Source organism: Microbispora sp. CL1-1 (assembly GCF_012034195.1).
GTDB lineage: Bacteria > Actinomycetota > Actinomycetes > Streptosporangiales > Streptosporangiaceae > Microbispora.
This window is the reverse complement of the sequence record NZ_JAATEK010000008.1, coordinates 135,707-157,519: the sequence shown is the minus strand read 5'-3', so window position 1 is coordinate 157,519 and position 21,813 is coordinate 135,707. Positions and strand designations below refer to the sequence as shown.

Below are 21,813 nucleotides of genomic sequence, written 5' to 3'. Positions count from 1 at the left end.
CGGACGGCGTCGCCCGTGGCGACGTGGCCGTCGAACTCGGTGGGGACCATGGGACGACCGGAGCGCGATCTCGATCCCGGGGAAGGGCCCGTGCAGGCGTTCGCCGTCGCGTTACGGCGGCTGCGCGAGGAGGCCGGGTCGCCCACCTACCGGGCCCTCGCGGAGAGGGCGCACTATTCGCCCACCGTGCTGTCGCGGGCCGCGGGCGGCCGGGTCTTCCCGAGCCTTGAGGTCACCCTCGCGTTCGTACGCGCCTGCGGGGGTGACGAGGACGCGTGGGCGCGGCGCTGGCACGAGGTCGGCGCGGAGATCTCGGGGCGGAGGGCGGAACGCCCGGCACCTGCCCCGGCAGCCGGGGATGGCCCGGCTCCCGGCGTGGTAGAGGTCGTCTCGCCGCCCGAGGCCGACGGCGTCAGCGGCGTCGCTCGTGCCGGTGGTGCCGGTGGTGCCGGTCATGGCGGCGGGCAGGGTGACGGTCATGCCGGCGGGCACGGCAGCGCGCACGACGGCGGCCCCGATGCCGGGCCGGAGGCCGGGCGCGGTGGCCTCGCAGGATGCGCGCGGCGGCGCGGGCGGCTGCTCGCGCTTGCCGGCGTCCTGGTGGTCGCCGGTGTGGTGGCGCTGGGCGCCGCCGGGGGCGGCGTGCGGCTCGCGCCCGGCTGGATCGCGCGTAACCAGCACGTCACCGACCATGCGGGGGACGTGAGCCGGGCCGAGAACATGGACGGCGACGACCCCCGGGCCCGTGGATGCGCGGACGTCCTCGAGACGATCGAGACGCTCGACGCCGTTCCGCTGAACCTGCCCGACGGCACCCGGTTCGGGACGCTACGGCTGCGGCGTGGTCCCGAGTGCGACACGGCGTGGGCGTCGGCGTACTTCGACAATCCCCGTCTCTACACCGTGTGGCTGGCCGCGCATCGTCCTGCGGACAACGCCCAGGTGCGCTCCCGATGGGCGAACAACACCCCGCCGGGCGCCTACGGCGACATGCTCTCCCTCGCACGGGGATGCGTGTGGGTGGAGGGATGGGTGGTCAGCGAGCAGGGAGAGGGCCCCCACGCGAAGACCCGCTGCGCGCGCTGATCCCGCACGGACCCGCTCACCGGGCCGGTGCGCGCCGATCTCGCGGCCTCGCGTCCGCCTTCCTCGCCGCGCGCCGATCCCGAGCGAGGCCCGCTCGGCCCGGCGCCGTGGGCGCCCGCTCCCGGGCGGTGCCGGGGCGCGCAGGCGGTGCCCGGGAGCCCGCGTCGCCCGTCACCGGGACGCGGCGCCGGCGAAGGGGATGGCGGCCGGGACCTGGTCGCCGGGCGCGTCCACCGGGTGCCGCCACAGCCCCCTGCGGTGCAGCAGGGGCAGGACGCCCTCGCCGAACCAGTAGGCCTCCTCCAGGTGCGGGTGACCGGACAGCACGAACTCGTCGATGCCAAGAGCGTGATACTCCTCGATCCGCTCGGCCACCTCGACGTGGCTGCCGACGAGGGCCGTGCCCGCGCCGCCGCGGACGAGCCCCACACCCGCCCACAGGTTCGGGGAGACCTCCAGCGCGTCCGTGCGGCCCCCGTGCAGCGCCCGCATCCGCCGCTGCCCCTCCGATCCGCTGCGCGCGAGACCGGCCTGCACCGACGCGATGACCGCCGGGTCGAGCGCGGACAGCAGCCGCTCGGCCTCCGCCCACGCCTGCGCCGAGGTGTCCCGGCTGATGACGTGCAGCCGGATGCCGAAGCGCACCTCGCGGCCGGCCGCGGCGGCCTCCCTGCGGATCCAGGCGAGCTTCCCGGCGACCTGCGCGGGCGGTTCGCCCCAGGTCAGGTAGACGTCGCTGTGCCGCGCCGCCACTTTGCCCGCGGCCGGGGACGACCCGCCGAAATACACGGTGGGCACCGGGGACGGCACCCGGCTCAGCGCGGCGTCCACAACGCTGATGTGCCTGCCCTCCAGGGTGACCCGTTCCCCGCGCCACAGGGCGCGTACGACCGTGAGGAACTCGTCGGTGCGCTCGTAGCGCTCGTCCTTGGTGAGGTGGTCGCCATAGGCGCGCTGCTCGTGGTCCTCGCCGCCGGTGACGACGTTGACCAGCAGGCGTCCGGCCGAGTGGCGCTGGAACGTGGCGGCCATCTGCGCGGCGAGCGTCGGCGACAGCAGCCCCGGACGGAAGGCGACCAGGAACTTCAGCCGCTCGGAGCCCGCGACCAGCATCGCGGTGGTCAGCCAGGCGTCCTCGCACCAGGCCCCGGCGGGGGTGAGCGCGCCCTCGAAGCCGAGCTGCTCGGCGGCGCGCACGATCTGCCCCAGGTACGCCAGGGACGCCGGCCGGTCTCCTCCGGCCGTGGTGATGTCCGTGCCGTGCCCGCCGCCGACGAGGTGGCGGCTGTCGCCGTACGTGGGCAGGAACCAGTGGAACGTCAGTGTCATCGATGGTCTCCTCAGGACGCGGCCAGCAGCGGGCGGCGTGCGGCCACGGCCGCCGCGAAGGCGTCGACCACGCGGTAGAGCGGGGCGGCGTGATCCGGGTCGAGGCCGGCCTCGTCGCCGCGGATCGTGATGTGCCGGTCGAGGACGAACCATCCCGGCACGACGTGGTCGGCCCCGAGCGAGGTCAGGACCGGGCGCAGCGCGTAGTCGATGGCCAGCACGTGGGCGGGGCTGCCGCCGGTGACGATCGGCAGCACGACCTTGCCCGCGAACGCGAACTGCGGCAGCAGGTCGAGCAACGTCTTCAGCAGCCCGCTGTAGGCGGCCTTGTACACGGGTGAGGCGACCAGGACGCCGTCCGCCTCGCCGACGAGGCCGACGACCTCGGCGATCCGGGGGTGGCCCGTGTCGGCGGACAGGAGCGCCTCCGCCGGCAGGTCGCGTACGTGCACGGTGCGGACCTCGTGGCCGCCGAGGCGCAGCCGCTCGGCGAGGTGGGCGCTCAGGGCCGCGGTGCGCGAGACGGCCGAAGGGCTGCCCGACAGCACGACGATGGTGGACATGGCGGAACCTCCGTCAGAGGGGACCGGGTTCGGGATGGGACGGATTCCGGGATCAGATGAGGCCGTGACGCGGGGGAGGGGTGCGGTTCAGCGCGTAGCGGCCGATGTGCTGGATCTTCCAGCGCACCGGGTCGTGCAGGGTGTGGGTGCGGGCGTTGCGCCAGTGCCGGTGCAGGTTCAGTGAGTCGAGCGCCGACCTGGTGCCCGACACCTCGAAGAGTGCGTCGGTGACCTGCACGGCGGCCGGGTCGGCGAACGCCTTCGCCGTGGCGACGGCGATGGAGGCCGCCGCCGCGGTCTCGTCGTCGAGGTGTTCGCGCGCCCGGTCGACCGCCCGCCCCGCCTCGCCCAGCAGCGCCTCGGCGGCGCGTACGGAGACCTCCAGCTCTCCGAAGCGCTGGATCGTCAGGGGGTCGTCGGCGGCGTGGTCGAGACCGCTCTCGAACCAGGGCCTGCTGCGGGTGCGGACGAACTCGGCGGCCTCGGTGAGCGCGGCGCGGGCGATGCCGACGTCGATCGCGGCGTGCAGCAGCTGCGCGTGGGCGCCGTGCAGTTGCGGCCCGGTGAAGGTCAGGTGGTGGGGGACCACGCGGTCGGCCGGCACCCGCACGCCCTCCAGCCGGACCGTGCCGCTGGCGGTGGTGCGCTGGCCCATGCCCTCCCAGTCGTCCACGACCGTGAGGCCCGGCGCGCCCGCCGGCACGTACGCGACGACGAGCCGGTCGGCGGGGTCCTTCGCCAGCACGGTGATCCAGTCGGCGAACAGGGCCCCGGTCGAGTAGTGCTTCACGCCGTCGAGGACGTAGCCGCCCTCCTCGTCGGGACGCAGCCGGGTGCGGTAGTCCTGCACGTGCCGGGTGCCCGCCTCCGACTGGGCGTTGCCGAACCGCCTGCCCGCGAGGACCTCGGCGAAGAAGAACTCCCGCTGCGCCGCGGACCCCTGCTGCCGCAGCACGTTGACGTACACGAAGTGGCTCTGCGGGATCTGGGCGATGTTGGGGTCGGCGGCGGCGAGCAGGCGGACGACCTCCGCCAGCGTGGCGCTGCGTACGTCGGCGCCGCCGTGCTCACGGGGGACGGTGATGCCGAGCAGGCCGCTGGCCGACAGCTCGGCCAGCTCGGCGTGCGGGAGCTCGCGGCGGGCGTCACGTCCGGCGGCGCCCTTCGCGAACCGCCCGGCGAGCTCGGCGGCGACCGCGAGGGCCTCCTCGTCGCCGGTGACGACATGAGCGGTCCCCGGTGTGCGCGGCGATGCCTGGGCAGGCGTGCGAGTGAGATCGGTCATGGATCACGCCCGGGCCGGTTCCACGGGGAACGCGCCCTTCGCATCGAGCTCGCCTTCCAGCTCGCGGATGATGGGCAGCACGTGGCGGCCGAAATACTCGACCTCCTCGTGGTAGTGCAGGAAGCCGAGCAGGAGCAGGTCGACACCGCGCTTCTTGTACTCGATCGCCCGGTGCGCGATCTGCTCCGGCGTGCCGATGAGCCGGGTGCGGAAGCCGTCGTTGTACTGCACCAGGTCCTCGAACGAGGAGTCGGCCCACATGCCCCGTCCGTCCTGCGTGGACCGGCCGGCCTGGCGTACCGCGTCGCGGAACCCGTGGACCGCCTCGACGTCGGCCTTGGCCACGATCTCGCGCAGCGTCTCGCGTGCCTCCGCCTCGGTGTCCCTGGCGATGAGGAAGCCGTTCAGGCCGAAGCGCACCCGGCGGCCGTGGGCCCGCGCGGCCGCGCCGACCTCCTCGATCTGCTCGGTGACGCCGTCGAAGTCCTTGCCGTTGCTGAAGTACCAGTCGGAGACCCGGCCCGCCATGGCGCGCGCCGCGGTGGAGTTGCCGCCCTGGAAGATCTCGGGGTGCGGGCGGTCCGGCCCGGAGAGCGGCTTGGGCTGCAGGTCGTATCCGTGCAGGCGGTAGAAGTCGCCCTGGAAATGCGCGCTGTCCTCGGTCCAGCTCGCCCGCAGGACGCGGATGAACTCCTCCGCCCGGCGGTAGCGCTCGTCGTGTTCCAGCCACGGCTCGCCCAGAGCGGTGAACTCGCCCTTGAACCAGCCGCTCACCACGTTGACGGCGGCCCGGCCGCCCGAGAGGTGGTCGGCGGTGCTGAGCAGCTTGGCCAGCACCGCCGGGTGCCACAGGCCCGGGTGCACGGCGGCGATCACCTTCAGCCGCTGGGTGGCGAGCAGCAGCGCCAGGCTGAAGCTCGTCGACTCCTGCTGGTAGGCGGCGCCGTAGCTGGCCATGTAGCGCACCTGGGACAGCGCGTACTCGAAGCCGTTGTTCTCCGCGAGCACCGCCAGCTTCCGGTTGTAGTCGTAGCTCCAGTCGGTGCGCTGCTCGATCGTGCTGGTGACGAGCCCGCCGCTGACGTTGGGCACCCAGTAGGCGAACCGCAGCGGCTCGGGACTGACGTTCGCGGACACGAAGGACCCCTTTCAGTCATTTCCTACTTGAACAATCGGGATCGTACGTCGGGCGTGTCCGGGAGTTCCACACGCGATCGGCGGGGGAGTGATAGGGCCGCCCTGTCACCCTGCCCCCGGCCGTTGTGTCGCTGTCGTTGTCTCGCTTGTCGTCGTGTCGCTGTCGTCGTGTGCTGTCACCCGGTGGCGCGCGCCCGGGCGTCGGTGCGGCACTCCCGTGCCCGGTCCACGAGGAACCGGTGCAGGTCGCGGGCCACCCGGGGGCCGGAGGTGGATCGCTGCGACTGGATCACCAGGAGGACCTCCGCCACGCGGTGCGCCAGCGGCCGGTAGGTGATCGCGCCGCTGCGCAGGAGGGGGTCGCCGGCCACGCTGAACTCGGGCAGCACCGTGGCGCCGAGCCCCTCGGCGACCATGAGCTTGCCCATCTCGGCGCCGTCGGTCGAATACGAGAACGACGGCGCCCGCCCGTCGAGCAGGCGGTGCACCAGGCGGTGCATGACGTAGCCGGAGCGCATCACGATCAGGGGCTCGCGGAGCAGGTCGGCGACCTCGACCGCGGCCAGCGCGGCCAGCGGGCTGTCCGGCCGCACGCACACGACCGGTCGGCCGCGCAGCAACTCGGTCGTGGCGAGGTCGGGCGGCAGATCGTCGCCGGTCAGGTAGTTCACCAGCCCGAGATCGAAGCTCCCCTCCCGGATGCGCCGGTGGATCTCCGCCTGCTGCGCGCCGACGACCTCGACCTGGGTCGCCGGATGCGCCTCCCGGAACGCGCGTACGGCGGGGATCAGCAGCGGGACCGTGGCCGCGTTGACCGTGCCCAGCCTGACCATGCGGGCCATGCGGTGCTGCTCGTCGGCCGCGCTGCGCAGCCGGTCCACCGCCTCGATCACGCCGTTGATGTACGGCAGCAGCTCGCGGCCCTTGTCGCTGATCGTGGCGCCGGACCTGCGCCGCTCGAGGAGGTCGACGCCGAGCTCCCGCTCCAGGTTGCGCACGGTCTCGCTCAGCGCCGGCTGGGACAGGTGCAGGTGGTCGGCCGCCCGGCGCAGCGAGCCGAGACGGGTCACCGCGCGGATGTATTCGAGCTGCTCGATGCGCATCGTCGTCCACCTCGTCCAAGGGGTTCGCCGGTGTTCAAGGGCGACCCTACCGGCCGTTCGGCAATTTTCCCACTTAACAAGTAGAGAATGTTGCCTAACCTGGTGGGCGACGGCAGGCGCGACGCGCCGCACACGAGAGGAGACGACACGTGACCATCGCTCACGCCGGTCGTACGGACTGGACGGACGGCCCGGCACCGCGCACTCCGGACGAGTGGATCGCGCGCGCCGGAGAAGTGGCGGCCGCTCTCGCGGCCGACGCCGCGGAGCGCGACAGGGCCGCGAAGACCCCGTACGCGGAGATCGGGCTGCTCAAGGACTCCGGCCTGGTAACGCTGCTCGGACCCACGGCGCACGGCGGCGCGGCACAGGACTGGCCCACCGCCTATCGCGTCGTCCGCGAGGTGGCCGCGGCCGACGGCTCCATCGGCCAGCTTCTCGGCTACCACTACCTCTGGAACTGGGCGGCCCGCCTGGTGGGCACCCGCGAGCAGTGGGAGCGGATCGAGGCCGAGGCCGCCCGCCACCGCTGGTTCTTCGGCGGGGCCGTCAACCCCCGTGACCGCGACATCGTCGTACGCGACGAGGGTGACACGCTCACCTTCGACGGGCGCAAGACCTTCTCCACCGGCAGCAAGGTCTCCGACGTCACCGTGCTGGAGGGCGTGCTGGAGGGGACGGACAAGCACGTCTTCGCCATCGTCCCCTCCGGCTCCGAGGGGCTGACCTTCCACGACGACTGGGACAACATCGGCCAGCGGCTCACCGAGAGCGGCAGCGTCACGGTCTCCGGCGTACGCGTGCCCTGGCGCGACGCCCTCGGTTACGTGGACAAGGAGTTCCGGCCGCGCGTCTACGCGACCCTCAACGTGCCGACCATCCAGCTCGTGTTCGTGAACTTCTACCTCGGCATCGCCAGGGGAGCGCTGGAGACCGCGCTGGCGTACACGCGGGAGCACACCCGCCCGTGGCTGCACGGCGGGTATGAGCGCGCGGTCGACGAGCCGTACGTCATCGACCTCTACGGCGACCTCACCGCCAAGCTGTGGGCGGCCGAGGCGCTGGCCGACGAGGTCGCCCGGGAGGGGCTGTGGTTCCACCTCAACCCGGACGAGGTCACCCCGCGGCTGCGCGGCGAGCACGAGGTGCGGGTGGCCGCGGCCAAGGCGCGCGCCACCGACGTGGCCCTGGAGGTCACCTCGCGTGTCTTCGAGGCCACGGGGGCCCGCTCGACCGCGTCCCGATACGGGCTCGACCGGTTCTGGCGCAACGTACGCACCCACACCCTGCACGACCCGGTGGCGTACAAGCGCCGTGAGGTAGGCGTCCACCGGCTGCGTGACGAGATTCCCGAGCCCACCTGGTATTCCTGACGGAGCCGCGTCCGGCCTCCTCCCGGGCGCGGGTGAGGAGGCCGGGCACGCCCGGGGCGTCCTCAGGCGAGCCGGTGGCGCCCGGCCTTCCCGGGCAGCCGCAGGCCGCCCTCGAACGGGATCGATTCGGCCGGCTCCTGCTGTCCGGCGCGGGCCCGCCGAGCCGAGACCACGCGGGTGGCCAGCAGCGCCGAGAGCAGCAGAACCGCGGTGAGGGCCGTTCCCGCCGCGTCGTAGGACCGCTGGGCCCGCGTGGACGCGCCCGCGGGGCCGCCGTGCAGTTCGGGCAGTTCGGGCATCTTCTGCCCGGGCCAGAGGAGGGGGATCACGCCGTCCTCGTCCGGGTCCACCTTCCCCGCGTGGCCCGCCTTCGGGTCGTCCTCGAGCGCCGCGACGAGACGCGGCCGGTAGGGCTCGGGAGAAAGGGTGCCCTCGGGTGTCATGGACGCCTTGGGCCGGGTCGCCTTGTTGCCGGCCGTCCCCGCCTTCCCGGAGCTCCGCGCGCCCTCGTCGTCCTCGTCGGACGCGCAGTCATCGCCGGCGACCAGGGGCAGGCAGGTGCCCTGGACGGCGCTGGTGAGCCCGTCGGTGATCTTCTGGATGGCCGGGGAGGGGCTGCTCGTGGCTCCGCCGCCCGTCAGCGTCTCGGCCGCTCCGCTCACGGCTTTGGCCGCTCCGCTGACGGCCTCCGTCACCCCGCCCACGGGGCCCGTCGCGTCGCCCGAGGCGTCCGAGCCTCCGGTCGCCGCGCTCGCCCCGCCGCTCGCGCTGTCCGCCGCCCCGGTGAGCGTCCGGCCGGCCTTGTCGACCGCCTTCCCGACATCGTTCACCGCCGTGCCCGCGGCTCCGGTGGTCGTTTTCAACGTGTCGTCCACGGCCTTCGTGACCGGTTTCGTCGCGCCGCCGGTGGCCTTGTCCGCGATGTCGGTGACGCCGTCGGCCAGCTGGCTCACGCCGTCCACCAGGGAGCAGACGCCGCCGGTGAGGCCCGAGACCAGGCCGCCGTCGCTGGTGCAGTCGAAGGCCTGTGCCGGAGATGCGGCGAGAGGGAGCCCTCCGGCCAGGGTGATCGCGAGAGCCCCGGCGGAGATCGCGGAGGCTTTGCCTACGATCCCCATGTGTCCCCTTCCGCAGTGCTCTGGTCCATCCCCCGACATACCCGCCACTCTTCGCCGGAGCGCGGGGTTATGCAGTAGAAAGTTGCAGTTCGGTATCGATGTGTGATACGTGAGGACGATTCTCGTTCTCCTCACGCGCCCGGCGCGGCGCTCAAGGGTCGGAGACGTCGTCCAGAGCCTCGCGGATCTCCCACGGCAGTGTCAGCTTCTCGGCCTGCAACACGCCGAGAAGCTGCGCGTGGGTGCGCGCGCCGACGATCGCCGACGACACGCCCGGGCGGTCGCGCACCCAGGCGAGCGCCACGGCGAGCGGCGACACGCCGAGCCCCTCGGCCGCCGTCGTCACCGACTCCACGATGCTGCGGGACCGTTCGTCCAGGTAGGGCCGGACGAACTCGGAGAAGTGCGGGGTGGCGGCGCGGGAGTCCGCGGGGATGCCGGTGCGGTACTTCCCGGTCAGCACGCCGCGTCCCAGCGGCGACCCGGCGAGGATCCCGGCACCCACGTGCCCGGCGGCCGGCAGCACCTCCTCCTCGGCGTCCCTGGCCAGCAGGGAGTACTCCACCTGCGCCGCGACGATCGGGGCCCGCGAGTCGCCGCACCGCTGCCACGTGGCGGCGGCCGCGAGCTGCCAGCCCGTGTAGTTGCACACGCCCGCGTAGGCCGTACGCCCGGTGGAGACCGCGTAGTCGACGGCGGCGAGCGTCTCCTCCAGCGGCACCCTGGGGTCGAACGCGTGGAGCTGCCACAGGTCGACCTCCTCCAGGCCGAGCCGGGTCAGGGAGGCGTCGAGCGCGCGGATGAGGTGACGGCGCGATGCGTCGTGCCCGCCGCCGGGCGTGAGCACGGCCTTGGTGGCGATGACCAGCTCGGAGCGCGGCACCACGTCGCGGATGAGCCGCCCGATCAGACGCTCGGCGTCGCCGCCCCCGTAGACGTCGGCGGTGTCGATCAGCGTGCCGCCGGCCTCGGCGAAGGCGGTGAGCTGGGCCGTCGCCTCCTCGGCGGAGGTGTCGCGGGCCCAGGTCATCGTGCCGAGCCCGATCCTGGACACCGACAGACCGCTGCGCCCGACTAGTCGCTGGTCCATGGTGCGGACAGACTAGCCGATAGGCTGTCCGCACCATGGACGTACTACAGGCGATCGTGCTCGGGCTCGTGCAGGGTCTCACCGAGTTCCTGCCCATCTCCAGCTCGGCCCACCTGCTGATCGTGCCCAAGCTGGCCGGATGGGGCGACCCCGGCGCGGCGTTCACCGCGGTGATCCAGCTCGGCACCATGCTCGCGGTGCTCATCTACTTCTGGCGCGACATCGTCCGTATCACGTGGACCTGGCTGCGCAGCCTCTGGACGCCGGAGCTGCGCGGCGACCTCGACGCGCGCATGGGGTGGTACATCGGCCTGGGCACGATCCCGATCGGCGTCGCCGGCCTGCTGTTCAAGGACGCGATCGAGGGCCCGGCCCGCAACCTGTGGCTGAACGCGGTCATGCTCATCGTCTTCGGCCTGCTGCTGCTCGTGGCCGACCAGATGGGCCGCAAGAAGAGAGAGGTCGCCGACCTCAACATGCGCGACGGCCTGATCGTCGGCGCCTGGCAGATGCTGCCGCTGATCCCCGGCGCCTCCCGCTCGGGCTCCACAATGACCGGCGCGATGTTCCTCGGATACACGCGCGAGGCGGCCGCCCGCTACTCCTTCCTGCTGTCGATCCCGGCGGTGATCCTCTCGGGGCTGTTCGAGCTGCGCCACGTCGGCGACGGCGGCGGCCCCCCGGTCGCGCCCACCCTGATCGCGACGGTCGTGTCGTTCGTCGTCGGGTACGCCTCGATCGCCTGGCTGCTGCGCTACGTGGCGCGCCACTCGACCATCATCTTCGTCGTCTATCGCGTCTTCGCCGGGACGTTCCTCCTCACGCTGCTGGCCCTGGGAGTGGTGCAGTCATGACGACCGTCCTGCTCGTACGGCACGGCCTCACCGCGATGACCGGCCCCGTGCTGGCCGGCTGGACCCCGGGCGTCCATCTCGACGAACGCGGCCGGGAGCAGGCGCGCGCCGTCGCGGAACGGCTCGCGCCCCTGGAGCTGGACGCCATCGTGTCCAGCCCGCTGGAGCGGTGCCAGGAGACCGCCGCCGCCATCGCGGCGGGCCGCCCCGTGTCGGTGCAGACCGATGAAAGGTTCGGCGAGTGCGGCTACGGCGACTGGACCGGCAGGCCGCTGAAGGAGCTCGCCGAGGAGCCGCTGTGGCGGGTGGTGCAGGCCCATCCCAGCGCGGCCGTCTTCCCCGGCGGCGAGGCCCTGGCGGACGTGCAGAGCCGGGCCGTGCGGGCCGTACGCGACTGGAACGAGCGGCTCGGCGAGAAGGCCACCTATCTCATCTGCAGCCACGGTGACGTGATCAAGGCGATCGTGGCCGACGCCCTGGGCATGCACCTGGACCAGTTCCAGCGGATCACGGCCGACCCCGCGTCCGTCACGGTGATCCGCTACACCCCCTTGCGTCCCTTCCTGCTCAGGGCCAACGACGTGGGCGGGGGAGTGGCCAACCTGGTGCCCCCGCCGGAGGTGTCGGAGGACGAAGACGGGGGAGAAACCATCACCGGAAGCGATGCCGCCGTCGGCGGCGGACCCGGGACCACATAAGGTCGGGCTATGCCGGTCTTCGACTACGATCCGCCTGACAGGTTCGTGGCCGGTGCCGTGGGGCAACCGGGCGCGCGAGCCTTCTTCCTGCAAGCCAGAGGCCAGGGCAGGATCACCACGGTTGCGCTGGAGAAGTTCCAGGTCGCCGTGCTGGCCGATCGCCTCGACGAGCTGCTCGACGAGGTGCTGCGGCGCAGTGGCGGGCGCGCGCCGGTCCCGGCCATGGCCCCCGCGGAGCTGGCCGACGAGGGCCCTCTCGACCTGCCGATCGACGAGGACTTCCGGGTGGGCACGATGGCGCTCGCCTGGGATCCCGAGACCGCCCAGGTGATCATCGAGGCGCAGGAGGCCACCGAGGGCGACGAGGAGGACGAGGAGCCCCCGCTGGACGACCGGCCCGAGCCCGCCGTCCTCCGGGTGCGGATCAGCGCCGCCGCCGCCCGCGCGTTCAGCCGCAGGGCGCTCGAGGTGGTCGCCGCGGGCCGCCCGCCGTGCCCGCTGTGCGGCAGGCCGCTCGACCCCGAGGGCCACATCTGCGTCCGCCTCAACGGCCACCACCCCGGAGGACTGTCGGCATGAGAGGCGCGGCGGTGAACGGGTGGAAGGGCGGCCTCGCGCCGCGCGGGCGAGGAACCGGATGACGGCCGAGGGCGAGGCGAGCATCAGCGACGTGGACGGGCCGGGGCTGGACGACGCGGCGGCGCTGAGCCTGCTGCGGGAGGGCACCTTAGAAGTGGCAGGACGACTCGTCGAGGCCACGAACATGACGCTCTACTGCTCCATCAGGAACGGCGAGCACACGGCGGCGTGCGTGTACAAGCCGGTGCGCGGGGAGCGCCCCCTGTGGGACTTTCCCGACGGCACGCTCGCGGCCCGGGAGGTGGCCGCCTACGAGGTGGCCGCCGCCACCGGATGGCGCATCGTGCCGCCGACCGTCTATCGGGACGGCCCCTTCGGCCCGGGGATGGTGCAGCTGTGGATCGACGCCGATCCCGAGACCGATCTGATGGCTTTGATGCGCAGCCGCAACCCCGCCCTGCGCCGCATGGCCGTGTTCGACGCCGTGGTGAACAACGCCGACCGCAAGGGCGGCCACCTGCTGCCGCTGCCCGACGGGCACGTGTACGGGGTCGATCACGGGGTGTGCTTCGCGGTGGAGGACAAGCTGCGCACCGTGCTGTGGCAGTGGCGCGGCAAGGCGCTCCCGCGCGAGGCGGTCAACGTGCTGGTGCGGCTGGAACACGAGATCGAGCGGGGGCGTCTCGGCCGGCGCCTGCGCGAGCTGCTGACCCAGGCCGAGGTGGAGGCCACGTGGGAGCGGGTCAAGAGGCTGCTCGCCACGGGGGTCCACCCCCACCCGTCCGAAGACTGGCCGGCGATACCGTGGCCCCCGATTTGATCGACTCGGTCAGGCTTGCGCAAAACGTGCGAATTGTGCACTCTGCAGGGGTCTCTACCGATATTGGAGGGAACACGCATTGTGTACGGTCATCGTGAGCGTCGAGCCGGAGGCGGACGCGCCGGTGCTCCTGGCGGGAGTGCGTGACGAGTTCGTCACGCGGCCGTGGATGTCACCGGACCGGCACTGGCCCGCGTACCCCGGCCTGGTCGGGGGCCGCGACCTGCAGGCGGGCGGCACCTGGCTGGCCGCCGACCCCGAAAACCGGCGCGTGGCCGCGCTGCTCAACGGCGACGGCGTCGCGGCCTCGGAGGGCAGGCGTCACTCGCGCGGCGAGCTGCCGCTGCTCGCCGCGGCGGCGGGAGAGTTCCCGCCGCTCAATTTATCGTGGTACGACCCATTTCATCTGCTTCTCGGCGGGCTCGACGGTGTACGGCTGTGGAGCTGGGACGGCAGGTCCCTTGCCGAGGAGAAGCTGCCCGCGGGCGTGCACATGATCGTTAACGCCGGCTGGGATCGCGAGGAGAGCGAGCCGCGCACCGCGTGGTTCCGGCCCCGCTTCGCCAGGGCCGCCCGGCCCGGGTGGACCACGGGAGGCTCGACCGAGCGGTTCTGGGGGGAGTGGCTCGACCCCGCCTCGGGCGCGGGGATGCCCTGGGACGATCCCCGCGCGCTGGTCATGCGCCGGCGGCTGCCGGACGGGCGGGTCTTCGCCAGCCTCTCGATCACGCTGGTCGCCGTGGCGGAGGAGGGGCTTCGCTACGACTTCTGCCCCCAGCCGGACGACCCCGCCACCTGGCACGAAGTGGACACCTCGTGGGGCGCACCGGCTGACCGGGTCCGCCGGCGGCGCGGATAGGCTTCACACCATGCGATCGTGGTCTGCTCCGAATGTCCCAAGGCTGCCCGGTTCGGGCCTCATGCTCCGTCTGTACGACACGGCCGCCCGGGAGGTGCGGGAGACTACCCCCTCCGGCGAGGCCAGGCTCTACGTCTGCGGCATCACGCCGTACGACGCCACCCACCTGGGCCACGCCAACACCTACCTCGCCTTCGACCTGGTCAACCGGGTGTGGCGGGACGCCGGCCACGACGTGCACTACACCCAGAACGCCACCGACGTGGACGACCCCCTGCTGGAGCGGGCCGAGGCGACCGGCACCGACTGGCGCTCCCTCGGCGAGCGTGAGATCGAGCTGTTCCGCTCCGACATGGAGGCGCTGCGCATCCTGCCGCCCCGCGAGTACGTCGGGGTGACCGAGACCGTGGGGGAGATCGCCGAACTGGTCACCCGGCTGGCCGAGCGGGGCGCCACGTACGAGATCGACGGGGACGTCTACTTCTCGGTCGCGTCCGCGCCCAAGTTCGGCGCGGTCTCGGGCTACTCCGAGGAGACCATGCTCGAGCTGTTCGGCGAGCGCGGGGGCGACCCCGGCAGGGAGGGCAAGCGCCACCCGCTCGACTGGCTGCTGTGGCGGGCGGAACGGCCCGGAGAGCCGTCCTGGGATTCGCCGCTCGGCCGCGGCAGGCCCGGCTGGCACATCGAGTGCACCGCCATCGCCCTGCGCAACCTGGGCAGCGGCTTCGACGTCGCCGGCGGCGGCTCGGACCTGATCTTCCCCCACCACGAGATGGGCGCCTGTGAGGGCCACGTGGCCACCGGCGAGTGGCCGTTCGCCCGGGCGTACGTCCACGCGGGCATGGTCGGCCTGGACGGCGAGAAGATGTCGAAGTCCAGGGGCAACCTCGTGTTCGTCTCCAGGCTGCGGCAGGCCGCCGACCCCATGGCCATCCGGCTGGCCCTGCTGGCGCACCACTACCGTTCGGACTGGGAGTGGACGCCGGACCAGCTCACCGCGGCCGAGGAGAGGCTGGCGCGGTGGCGGGCGGCGGTGGCGCGCCCGGCGGGCCCCGAGGGCGGCCCTGTGCTGGCGGCGGTGCGCGAGCGCCTCGCCGACGATCTCGACGCCCCCGGTGCGCTCGCGGTGATCGACGCCTGGGCGGCGCAGGAGGGCGACGACGCCTCGTCTCCGGCGCTGGTGCGCGACGTCGCCGACGCGCTCCTCGGCGTCGCCCTCTGAGCGGAGCCGGCGAAGTTCGCGTCGGCGGTGTGGCGCTCCGCGGCGCTCGGGGCGGAGTTGGCACAGCTCACCGGGGCGCTGTGACCGGACATCAGGTCGGCGCACAGGCCGGTGCGCCGGTCGGGCAGGCCGAGGATGTGGCCGATCTCATGGGTGGCGATGCGCAGGGGAGAGTAGCCCCCGGCGGTCGCCTCCCTGCCCAGCCAGATCGTGCCCCGGCCCAGCCCGGTGGCGCTCGTACGCGGCCAGCCGTCGTCCGCGCGCACCACGAAGTCGGCGGGCGTGCCCGCGACCAGCCGGACGTTGGCGACGCTCGCGTTCCACACCCGCGCGGCCTGGTCCATCACCGTGCGGAACTCGGCGGCGCGGCTCGCGTCGTACCGCAGCACGCGTACGGCGTTCGCCGCCGGGTCACCCGCGGGCAGGGCTGCCCGGGCCGGTGACGCGGTGACCGGTGACGCGGTGACCGGTGACACGGTGACCAGCACGGCCGGTCCCAGGAGCAGGGCCGAGACGGCCCGGAGGAACCGCGAGGCGGGCATCGGGGACATGAGGGCGGCCTCGCTAGCCGAGCGGCACCCGCGGCGCCAGCCAGGGGAACACGACGTACCACAGCGCGGCCACGGCCGCGCAGGTCAGCAGCAGCACGACGGCCAGCCGGAGCGCGGTGCCGCCGGGCAGCCGCCGCCAGAGGAACCTGTACACGCCGGATCTCCCTCGGTCAGTCGCGGCGTTCCTCGCGGCGGACGAGCACGCCCTGGACGATCAGGCGCTGCGCCGCGGAGAACTTGGGGTGGCAGGTGGTCATGGTCATGACCGCGGTGGTGGGCCGCTTCCCGGGATGGCCGGGGACGGGATCGACGACGTCGACCTCGCCGGGGTCCACGATCTCCTTACGCGTCACCTCGTAGGTGTAGCGGGCGTCCCGCGCGTCCACCACGATGTCGTCGCCGCGCCGCAACTGGTCGATCCGGTTGAACGGCGCGGCGTAGGTGGTGCGGTGGCCGGAGAGCACGAAGTTGCCCACCTGGCCGGGCATCGCCGAGCCGGGGTAGTGACCGGGGCCCTTGCGCAGCTCCGCCGGGCCGACGCCCTCGACGACGGCGAACCGGTAGTCGGCGCCCAGACGTGGGATGCGCAGCAGCGCCAGCGCGTCGCCGAGCCGCACCGGACCCTCGCCCGGACGCGCCTGCCCGTCGTGCCTGGCGAAGACCTCGCCGAGCTGTCGCTGCAGCACGCTCTGCTCCCGCTCGGTCTCCGCTCCGGTGCCCCACAGCAGATATGCGTAGAACAGCAGCAGGACCAGCCCTACCGGCAGGCACAGCTCGCCGATGACCCGCGTGACCGTTTTCACGGCTCCGTCGTCTGCTCCGCGCACGGACCGAGTATCGCCTCCGGACATCTCCCGCCGGAGACCGCGCGAGGGGCGTTGGCGAATTCTTTGGCTCGCCGGACACCGGGGCATGAGCGCGGCGCGTGTCCCGCCCCGAAATCGCGGGACCGGGCCCGTACGGTTGACTCATATGCCCGATCACCTGCGGCGACACGGGCGGGGTCAACGAAGCGAAAACCTGGACGATCCTTCGGTAAGCACCGTGTGCCGCTATGGGGCGGACCTTGGCCAGGCGCATATAACAGTCGAGCAGCGAAATATCGCTGGCAATCCGGGCAAATGCTCAAAGAATTGAGCGGCCGTTATCGGGAGTCCAAAGTGGCGCGAAAAACTACAGTACCTATTCTTCTGGCGGTGACGGTCGCGGGCGGCCTGACGCTCGGCGGTGCCGGCGTGGCCGCCGCACAGACCTACGCGGCGGCGCCGAAGGTCGCCATGCAGCCGTACCCGCCCGCCCCCTTCGAACCGTTCGCCCTGGTGTTCCTGGGCGATTTCTCGGATGACCCCTTCGATGCCCTGGCCGGTCTCTCACGGGAAGGCCGGCTGCTCGGTCCCGTGGGCGGCGGTGGCGGTGCCGGCGGCGGGGACCGCGACGACGGCAGGGGCGGTCGCGGTGGCGACGGTTGGGGCGACCCCGGCGCGGACGGCGTCAACAAGGCTGACAAGGCCGACAAGGCCGACAAGGTCGTCGAACCGGCCACGACCACCGTCGTCCCGGCCGCGGACGTGCAGGGCGTGGAGCCGGAGACTGTGAACACCACCAACTGCCCCAACGGCAACTGCGGGCCGACGTGGTGGGGCACCGGACCGCAGTGGAACAACACCGGACCCGGCGCCTGGACCAGCAACGACACGCAGAACAACGACGGTGCCCAGCCCATCATCGGGCCGGGCGGCCCGGGTAGCGACAGTGGGGCACTCCCGGTCCAGAACGCCGTCCAGACCAGCGAGAGGTCGCCGGAGGACGTCGCCGAGCTCCCCGACGAGGACTTCTCCGAGGAGGAGTCGGAGGAGGAGCCCGAGGAGAGCGCGGACGAGGAGTCCTACGACGAGGACATGCCCATGGGCATGGACTCCGAGCAGATGGGCGGCGGCGGCCCCGCACCGGCTGCGGCCGGCCCGCAGCTGCCGTTCACGGGCGCGCCGATGGGGATCGCCGCGGCTGGCGCGGGCCTGCTGGCCGTCGCGCTCGGCTGCACCATGCTCTCCGCACGGCGCCGCCGGTCCACCGACGCCAAGTAGACAGGTGTCGAGCAGACCGGTGCCTAAGAGGATGAGGCGCAGGCTGGTCGTCGTCGGCCTGCCGTCGCTGGCCCTCGGCCTCGTGCTGGCCGGGGGCTGGTCCGCGCATCTCGGGCTGAGCGTGCGCGACCACCTTGAGGCGGCGCGGGACGCTCTGCTCCGGCTGCGCACCGCCCGCCTCGGGTCGCCGGGCGATTCGCTGAGCAGGACGCTCGCGGACGCCCGGCGGCACGCGGCGGAGGCGCGACGGCTGACAGGCGGCCCCGGCTGGGCCCTGCTCACGCATCTGCCTCTGGTGGGGGACGCGGCGACGACGGTCCGCGGACTGGCGGGGGCGGCCGACGAGTTCACCGACGTGCTGGCCGAGGTCCAGCGGGTGGCCGCCCCGCTCATGACGGGGGGCGGCGCTCTCGCCGGGAACGACCAGAGCCGGATGCTCGCGACTCTCGACGCGCTGGCGCCGGTCCTCGACCGCGCCGCCGTACGCATCGCGGCGGCGCGGTCGGAGCTGGCGCGCACCCCGGCCGAAACCGGCCTGGAGGCCGTGGACCGGGCGCGCGACACGATGGTGCGGGAGACCGCAAGGATCCAGGGCTTTGCGGGCGCGGCGGCGAACGTCGCGGCGCTCGCACCGCCCATGCTCGGCCGCGACGGCCCGAGGCGCTACTTCCTGGCGTTCCAGACCAACGCCGAGGCACGCGGGACGGGCGGCCTGGTCGGCGCGTACGGCATCCTCCGCGCCGACCGGGGCAGGATCGCGATCGAGCGGCTGTCGGCCAACAACGGCCTCGCGAACAGTAGTAAGCCCGTGGTCGACCACGGGGTGCGCTTCCGTGCGCGCTACGGGCCCGGTGCGGCCAAGATGCTGTCGGTGTCCAACCTGTCGCCGCACTTCCCGTACGCCGCGACCACCTGGGCCGGGCTGTGGCAGCGGCAGACGGGCAAGCCGGTGGACGGCGCCATCGCCACCGATCCGGTCGGCCTGGCCCGGATGCTGGAGATCACCGGGCCGGTGCGGCTGCCGGGAGGCGAGACCGTCACCGCCGCCAACGTCGTCGACCTCACCGAGCGGGTGGCGTACGAGCGCTATTCCGACCCGGTCGAACGCAAGAAATACCTGATCAGGCTCGCGGGCGCCGTGAGTGAGGCGCTGATCAGGGCGAATCCCGAGCCCACCCGGCTGGTGCCGGTCCTGGCCGGCCTCGCGACCGACCGCAGGGTCCAGATCTGGACCAGCAGGAAGGACGAGGAGGCGCGGCTCGAGGCGACCCCCCTCGGCGGTGTGCTGCCCGAGCGGCCGGGGCCGTACGCGGCGCTCGTCGTCAACAACTCGGCCGGGACCAAGCTCGACTACTACCTGCGCCGGTCGATCACCTACGAGCTGGGGCCCTGCCGCCCCGACGGGATGCGCCAGGCGAAGGTGCACATCAGCCTCGCCAACGACGTGCCGCACGGGCACCTGCCCAGCTATGTCACCGACCGGCTCGACTCCCCGCGCCGGTCCCACGTCCCCGGATCGAACCGGCTGTGGGTGTCGCTGTACGGCGCCATCGGCGCGCAGGCCACCGAGATGCGGGTGGACGGCCGGCCTTCCGGGTTCTACACGGAGTATGAGCGGTCGCACCCGATCTTCTCGACGGTGCTGGAGTTCGCCCCCCGGCAGACGAGGACGATGGACCTCGACCTGCTCGAACCCTACTCCGCCGCCCCGCCGATGGTCCCGGCGCAGCCGCTCGTCCGGCCGCAGGAGGCCGTGATCCGGCGCAACGACCAGGGTTGCCCAGTGCACTGACGAGGCGCGGGCCGCACGCCGCGGCCCGCGCCTTCCGCCGCCGAGACCGGTGTCGCGGGCGGAGGCCGATGCCCCTGACCGGAGAGCTGCGGCCATACCGGGGACCGGTGACGGGCCGGAGATCTGGGACGAGGCCGGAGATCGTAAAAAGCGGCGTGCCGTCCGCGGCGGCCCGTCCGTCGGGTCCTAGCCTCCCGCTCCATGGAGCGTACGCGTGACTGTGACTCTGCCCGCGACCATTTCCGGGGCGGTGCGGGGGACCGTGCTGCCGCTCACAACCCTGCGCGGGAGCCCGATCGCGACTTTGTCCACGGCTCTCATGACCCTGCCGGTCCCGGGGCCGGCTTCCGCATCCTGTTCGTGTGCACGGGGAACATCTGCCGGTCCCCGCTGGCCGAGCGGCTGACGCGGGCGGCTCTCGGACCGGGCTCGCCGATCACCGTGTCCAGCGCGGGCACCCATGCCTTGCCGGGGCGCTCGATGGACGAGGGCGCTCGTAGGGAGCTGATCCGGCTCGGTGGCGATTCGGAGGGCTTCGCCTCGCGCCCTCTCACCTCGGAGACGGTGGTCGCCGCCGACCTCGTGCTGACGGCCTCGTCCGAGCACCGTTCCCACGCTGTGGCGCTGCATCCTCGGGCGGCGGCGCGCACGTTCACCATCGCGGAGTTCGGCGCGCTGGCCCGGGCGGTTCCCGCTGACGAGGTTCTCCGCCACGCCGACCCTGTGCGGCGGGCGCACGCGCTGGTCGCTGAGGCGAGGGCGCTGCGCGGGCTGGTCCGGGTGGAGCAGCCCGACATCGCCGATCCCTACCGGGGCTCCCGCAGAGCCTACCGGGCGGCGGCCCGACGCATCGTCGAGTCACTCGCCGCCCCGGTGGCGCTGTTCACACGGGCAGCGGCGACCTGACGTCCGCCTCCGGCTGCTCCGCCGGCTGGTAGCCGTACCCGTAGCCGTAATGATCGCCCTGCTTGGCCGGTGCGAAGTTGAGCACGGCGCCGACGAGGCGGGCGTTGACCGACGACAGCAGCTCCTCGGCGCGCGTCACCTGTTCGCGCCGGGTCTTGCCGTGGCGCACGACGAGCAGCGTGCCGTCGCAGATCGCGGCGAGCGCCGCGGCGTCGGTGACGGGGAGTAGCGGCGGCGCGTCGATTATCACCATGTCGTACTCCTGCGTGAGCTGGGTCAGCACCGCGCGCATGCCCTGCGAGCCGAGCAGCTCGCTGGGGTTCGGCGGGACGCGTCCGCTCGGCAGCACCGACAGGCTGGGCCGGCCCCAGGTCTGGATGACGTCGGGCAGGCGGGCCTTGTCGATGAGGACGTCCGTGAGACCGGTGCCGCCCTCGATGCCGAGATAGCCGGGGACACTGGGGCGGCGCAGGTCGCCGTCGACCAGGATCACCCGCCAGCCCGCCTGCGCCATCGCGATCGCCAGGTTGGCCGACGTTGACGACTTGCCCTCGTTGGGCAGGCAACTGGTGACGACGAGTGACTTCGGCTTCCGGTCCACACCGATGAACTGCAGGTTGGTTCGCAGCGAACGGAACGACTCCGACCGTGAGGAGCGACCGGCTCCGCCGATGATCAGGGGGTGCCTGCGGGCATCGCGCTCGTATCCGACCACCGCGAGGAGCGAGGTCCCGGCGACCCTCTGCAGCACCTCGGCCGTCTTGATGGTCGTGTCCAGGCGGTCGCGCATGACGAGCCCGCCGACGGCCGCGAACAGCGAGATGAGCACGCCGAGCGCCAGGTTGACCGCCGGCCGGGGAGCGATGGGCTCCTCGGGGACATCCGCCTTGTCCACGACGGTGACCCGGACGGTAGGCGGGCTCTTGGGCGTGGGCCGCTCGATCTGGTCGATCATCGAGGTGAACACGGCGCCCAGTGAGTCGGCCCGTGCAGCGGCGCGACGGGGGTCGGAGTCGGCGACGGTAGCCCGCAGCAGAGACGTGCTGGGGATGGCCTCGGCGGTGACGTTCTCCTGGAGGTCCGCGACCTCCGCGGCACCGACGACCCTCCCGATCACCCGTCGGCTGGTCAGCAGGGCGGCGTAGGACTGGACCCGTTGCTGCGACAGTTCCCCCGCCTGCAGGGCGGTGGACAGGTTCTCTTCCCGGTAGTTCGCCGAGACCAGCATGGATATCGACGCGAGGTACCTCGGCGGCGTCTTCGCGGTCACGACGAGGGCGGCGCTCACTCCGACGATCAGCGAGACCAGCAGAAGCGGCCAGTATCTGCGCACCAGACGCGCGTAGTAGAGAAGTTCCATTCCT

21 protein-coding genes and 1 pseudogene are annotated in these 21,813 nt (G+C 72.7%); 11 read left to right on the top strand and 11 right to left on the bottom strand.

Features of this window, described 5'->3' with window-relative positions:
• Positions 1–48: 48 nt before the first annotated feature.
• The gene (locus HCK04_RS41025; protein ID WP_205830162.1) at positions 49–1,086 is read left to right on the top strand and encodes a helix-turn-helix domain-containing protein; all 1,038 of its coding nucleotides are present in this window, start codon (positions 49–51) and stop codon (positions 1,084–1,086) included.
• 171 nt (positions 1,087–1,257) lie between these two features.
• Here HCK04_RS41025 and HCK04_RS12935 read toward each other — a convergent pair whose 3' ends face one another.
• The 5 genes from HCK04_RS12935 to HCK04_RS12915 all read right to left on the bottom strand — a co-directional run bounded on the left by HCK04_RS12935 (position 1,258) and on the right by HCK04_RS12915 (position 6,503).
• Positions 1,258–2,415, bottom strand: coding sequence for an LLM class flavin-dependent oxidoreductase (locus HCK04_RS12935; RefSeq protein WP_142647416.1), 1,158 nt, complete (start codon positions 2,413–2,415; stop codon positions 1,258–1,260).
• An 11-nt stretch (positions 2,416–2,426) separates the two neighbouring features.
• Positions 2,427–2,978 (bottom strand): NADPH-dependent FMN reductase, encoded by a 552-nt coding sequence (gene ssuE, locus HCK04_RS12930; RefSeq protein ID WP_142647415.1) that lies wholly within the window; start codon positions 2,976–2,978, stop codon positions 2,427–2,429.
• Between the two features lie 52 nt (positions 2,979–3,030).
• On the bottom strand, positions 3,031–4,263 hold the full coding sequence (locus HCK04_RS12925) for an SfnB family sulfur acquisition oxidoreductase (RefSeq protein ID WP_142647414.1): 1,233 nt from the start codon (positions 4,261–4,263) through the stop codon (positions 3,031–3,033).
• A 3-nt stretch (positions 4,264–4,266) separates the two neighbouring features.
• Positions 4,267–5,400, bottom strand: a complete 1,134-nt coding sequence (gene sfnG / locus HCK04_RS12920) for a dimethylsulfone monooxygenase SfnG (RefSeq protein WP_142647413.1) — start codon at positions 5,398–5,400, stop codon at positions 4,267–4,269.
• Positions 5,401–5,576: 176 nt separating this feature from the next.
• Complete coding sequence (locus HCK04_RS12915; protein ID WP_142647412.1) at positions 5,577–6,503, bottom strand: LysR family transcriptional regulator; 927 nt, start codon at positions 6,501–6,503, stop codon at positions 5,577–5,579.
• A gap of 149 nt (positions 6,504–6,652) precedes the next feature.
• Here HCK04_RS12915 and HCK04_RS44155 point away from each other — a divergent pair, with 149 nt between their 5' ends.
• Positions 6,653–7,876, top strand: a complete 1,224-nt coding sequence (locus tag HCK04_RS44155; RefSeq protein WP_221889907.1) for an acyl-CoA dehydrogenase family protein — start codon at positions 6,653–6,655, stop codon at positions 7,874–7,876.
• 62 nt (positions 7,877–7,938) lie between these two features.
• Here HCK04_RS44155 and HCK04_RS12905 read toward each other — a convergent pair whose 3' ends face one another.
• Both HCK04_RS12905 and HCK04_RS12900 read right to left on the bottom strand, forming a co-directional pair.
• On the bottom strand, positions 7,939–8,994 hold the full coding sequence (locus tag HCK04_RS12905) for a hypothetical protein (protein ID WP_142647411.1): 1,056 nt from the start codon (positions 8,992–8,994) through the stop codon (positions 7,939–7,941).
• Between the two features lie 151 nt (positions 8,995–9,145).
• Positions 9,146–10,084: an aldo/keto reductase gene (locus tag HCK04_RS12900; protein ID WP_142647410.1), complete on the bottom strand. Its 939-nt coding sequence runs from the start codon at positions 10,082–10,084 to the stop codon at positions 9,146–9,148.
• A gap of 35 nt (positions 10,085–10,119) precedes the next feature.
• On the opposite strand from HCK04_RS12900, the gene HCK04_RS12895 reads away from it, so the two are divergent.
• From HCK04_RS12895 to mshC, 6 genes are all read left to right on the top strand, one after another.
• Positions 10,120–10,938 (top strand): undecaprenyl-diphosphate phosphatase, encoded by an 819-nt coding sequence (locus tag HCK04_RS12895; RefSeq protein WP_142647409.1) that lies wholly within the window; start codon positions 10,120–10,122, stop codon positions 10,936–10,938.
• Positions 10,935–11,636: a histidine phosphatase family protein gene (locus HCK04_RS12890; protein WP_142647408.1), complete on the top strand. Its 702-nt coding sequence runs from the start codon at positions 10,935–10,937 to the stop codon at positions 11,634–11,636. Before HCK04_RS12895 ends, HCK04_RS12890 begins: the two co-directional genes overlap by 4 nt.
• Before the next feature lie 9 nt (positions 11,637–11,645).
• Positions 11,646–12,215, top strand: coding sequence for a DUF3090 family protein (locus HCK04_RS12885; protein WP_142647407.1), 570 nt, complete (start codon positions 11,646–11,648; stop codon positions 12,213–12,215).
• Between the two features lie 58 nt (positions 12,216–12,273).
• On the top strand, positions 12,274–13,035 hold the full coding sequence (locus tag HCK04_RS12880) for an SCO1664 family protein (RefSeq protein WP_142647406.1): 762 nt from the start codon (positions 12,274–12,276) through the stop codon (positions 13,033–13,035).
• A 94-nt stretch (positions 13,036–13,129) separates the two neighbouring features.
• Entirely contained in the window at positions 13,130–13,894 is a 765-nt protein-coding gene (locus tag HCK04_RS12875; RefSeq protein WP_260617229.1) for an NRDE family protein, read from the top strand.
• Positions 13,895–13,904: 10 nt separating this feature from the next.
• Complete coding sequence (gene mshC, locus HCK04_RS12870; RefSeq protein ID WP_142647404.1) at positions 13,905–15,116, top strand: cysteine--1-D-myo-inosityl 2-amino-2-deoxy-alpha-D-glucopyranoside ligase; 1,212 nt, start codon at positions 13,905–13,907, stop codon at positions 15,114–15,116.
• A gap of 29 nt (positions 15,117–15,145) precedes the next feature.
• On the opposite strand, the pseudogene HCK04_RS43545 reads toward mshC, so the two are convergent.
• The 3 genes and pseudogenes from HCK04_RS43545 to HCK04_RS12855 all read right to left on the bottom strand — a co-directional run.
• Positions 15,146–15,658 (bottom strand): annotated as a pseudogene (locus HCK04_RS43545) (snapalysin family zinc-dependent metalloprotease); the annotation flags it as partial.
• 22 nt (positions 15,659–15,680) lie between these two features.
• Positions 15,681–15,821 carry a hypothetical protein gene (locus HCK04_RS12860; protein WP_168065884.1) on the bottom strand — a complete coding sequence of 47 codons (141 nt, stop codon included), beginning with the start codon at positions 15,819–15,821 and terminating at the stop codon, positions 15,681–15,683.
• 16 nt (positions 15,822–15,837) lie between these two features.
• Positions 15,838–16,470 carry a class E sortase gene (locus tag HCK04_RS12855; RefSeq protein ID WP_260617228.1) on the bottom strand — a complete coding sequence of 211 codons (633 nt, stop codon included), beginning with the start codon at positions 16,468–16,470 and terminating at the stop codon, positions 15,838–15,840.
• A gap of 393 nt (positions 16,471–16,863) precedes the next feature.
• Between HCK04_RS12855 and HCK04_RS12850 the strand changes: the two genes are divergently transcribed.
• The 3 genes from HCK04_RS12850 to HCK04_RS12840 all read left to right on the top strand — a co-directional run bounded on the left by HCK04_RS12850 (position 16,864) and on the right by HCK04_RS12840 (position 20,449).
• Positions 16,864–17,751 (top strand): hypothetical protein, encoded by an 888-nt coding sequence (locus HCK04_RS12850; RefSeq protein ID WP_142647402.1) that lies wholly within the window; start codon positions 16,864–16,866, stop codon positions 17,749–17,751.
• Positions 17,752–17,782: 31 nt separating this feature from the next.
• The gene (locus HCK04_RS12845) at positions 17,783–19,543 is read left to right on the top strand and encodes a DUF4012 domain-containing protein (protein WP_142647401.1); all 1,761 of its coding nucleotides are present in this window, start codon (positions 17,783–17,785) and stop codon (positions 19,541–19,543) included.
• A gap of 360 nt (positions 19,544–19,903) precedes the next feature.
• Positions 19,904–20,449 carry a low molecular weight phosphatase family protein gene (locus HCK04_RS12840; RefSeq protein WP_168065882.1) on the top strand — a complete coding sequence of 182 codons (546 nt, stop codon included), beginning with the start codon at positions 19,904–19,906 and terminating at the stop codon, positions 20,447–20,449.
• Here the strand turns inward: HCK04_RS12840 and HCK04_RS12835 are convergent.
• Positions 20,427–21,809 carry a tyrosine-protein kinase family protein gene (locus HCK04_RS12835; protein WP_142647399.1) on the bottom strand — a complete coding sequence of 461 codons (1,383 nt, stop codon included), beginning with the start codon at positions 21,807–21,809 and terminating at the stop codon, positions 20,427–20,429. The genes HCK04_RS12840 and HCK04_RS12835 overlap by 23 nt on opposite strands.
• Positions 21,810–21,813 lie beyond the last annotated feature (4 nt).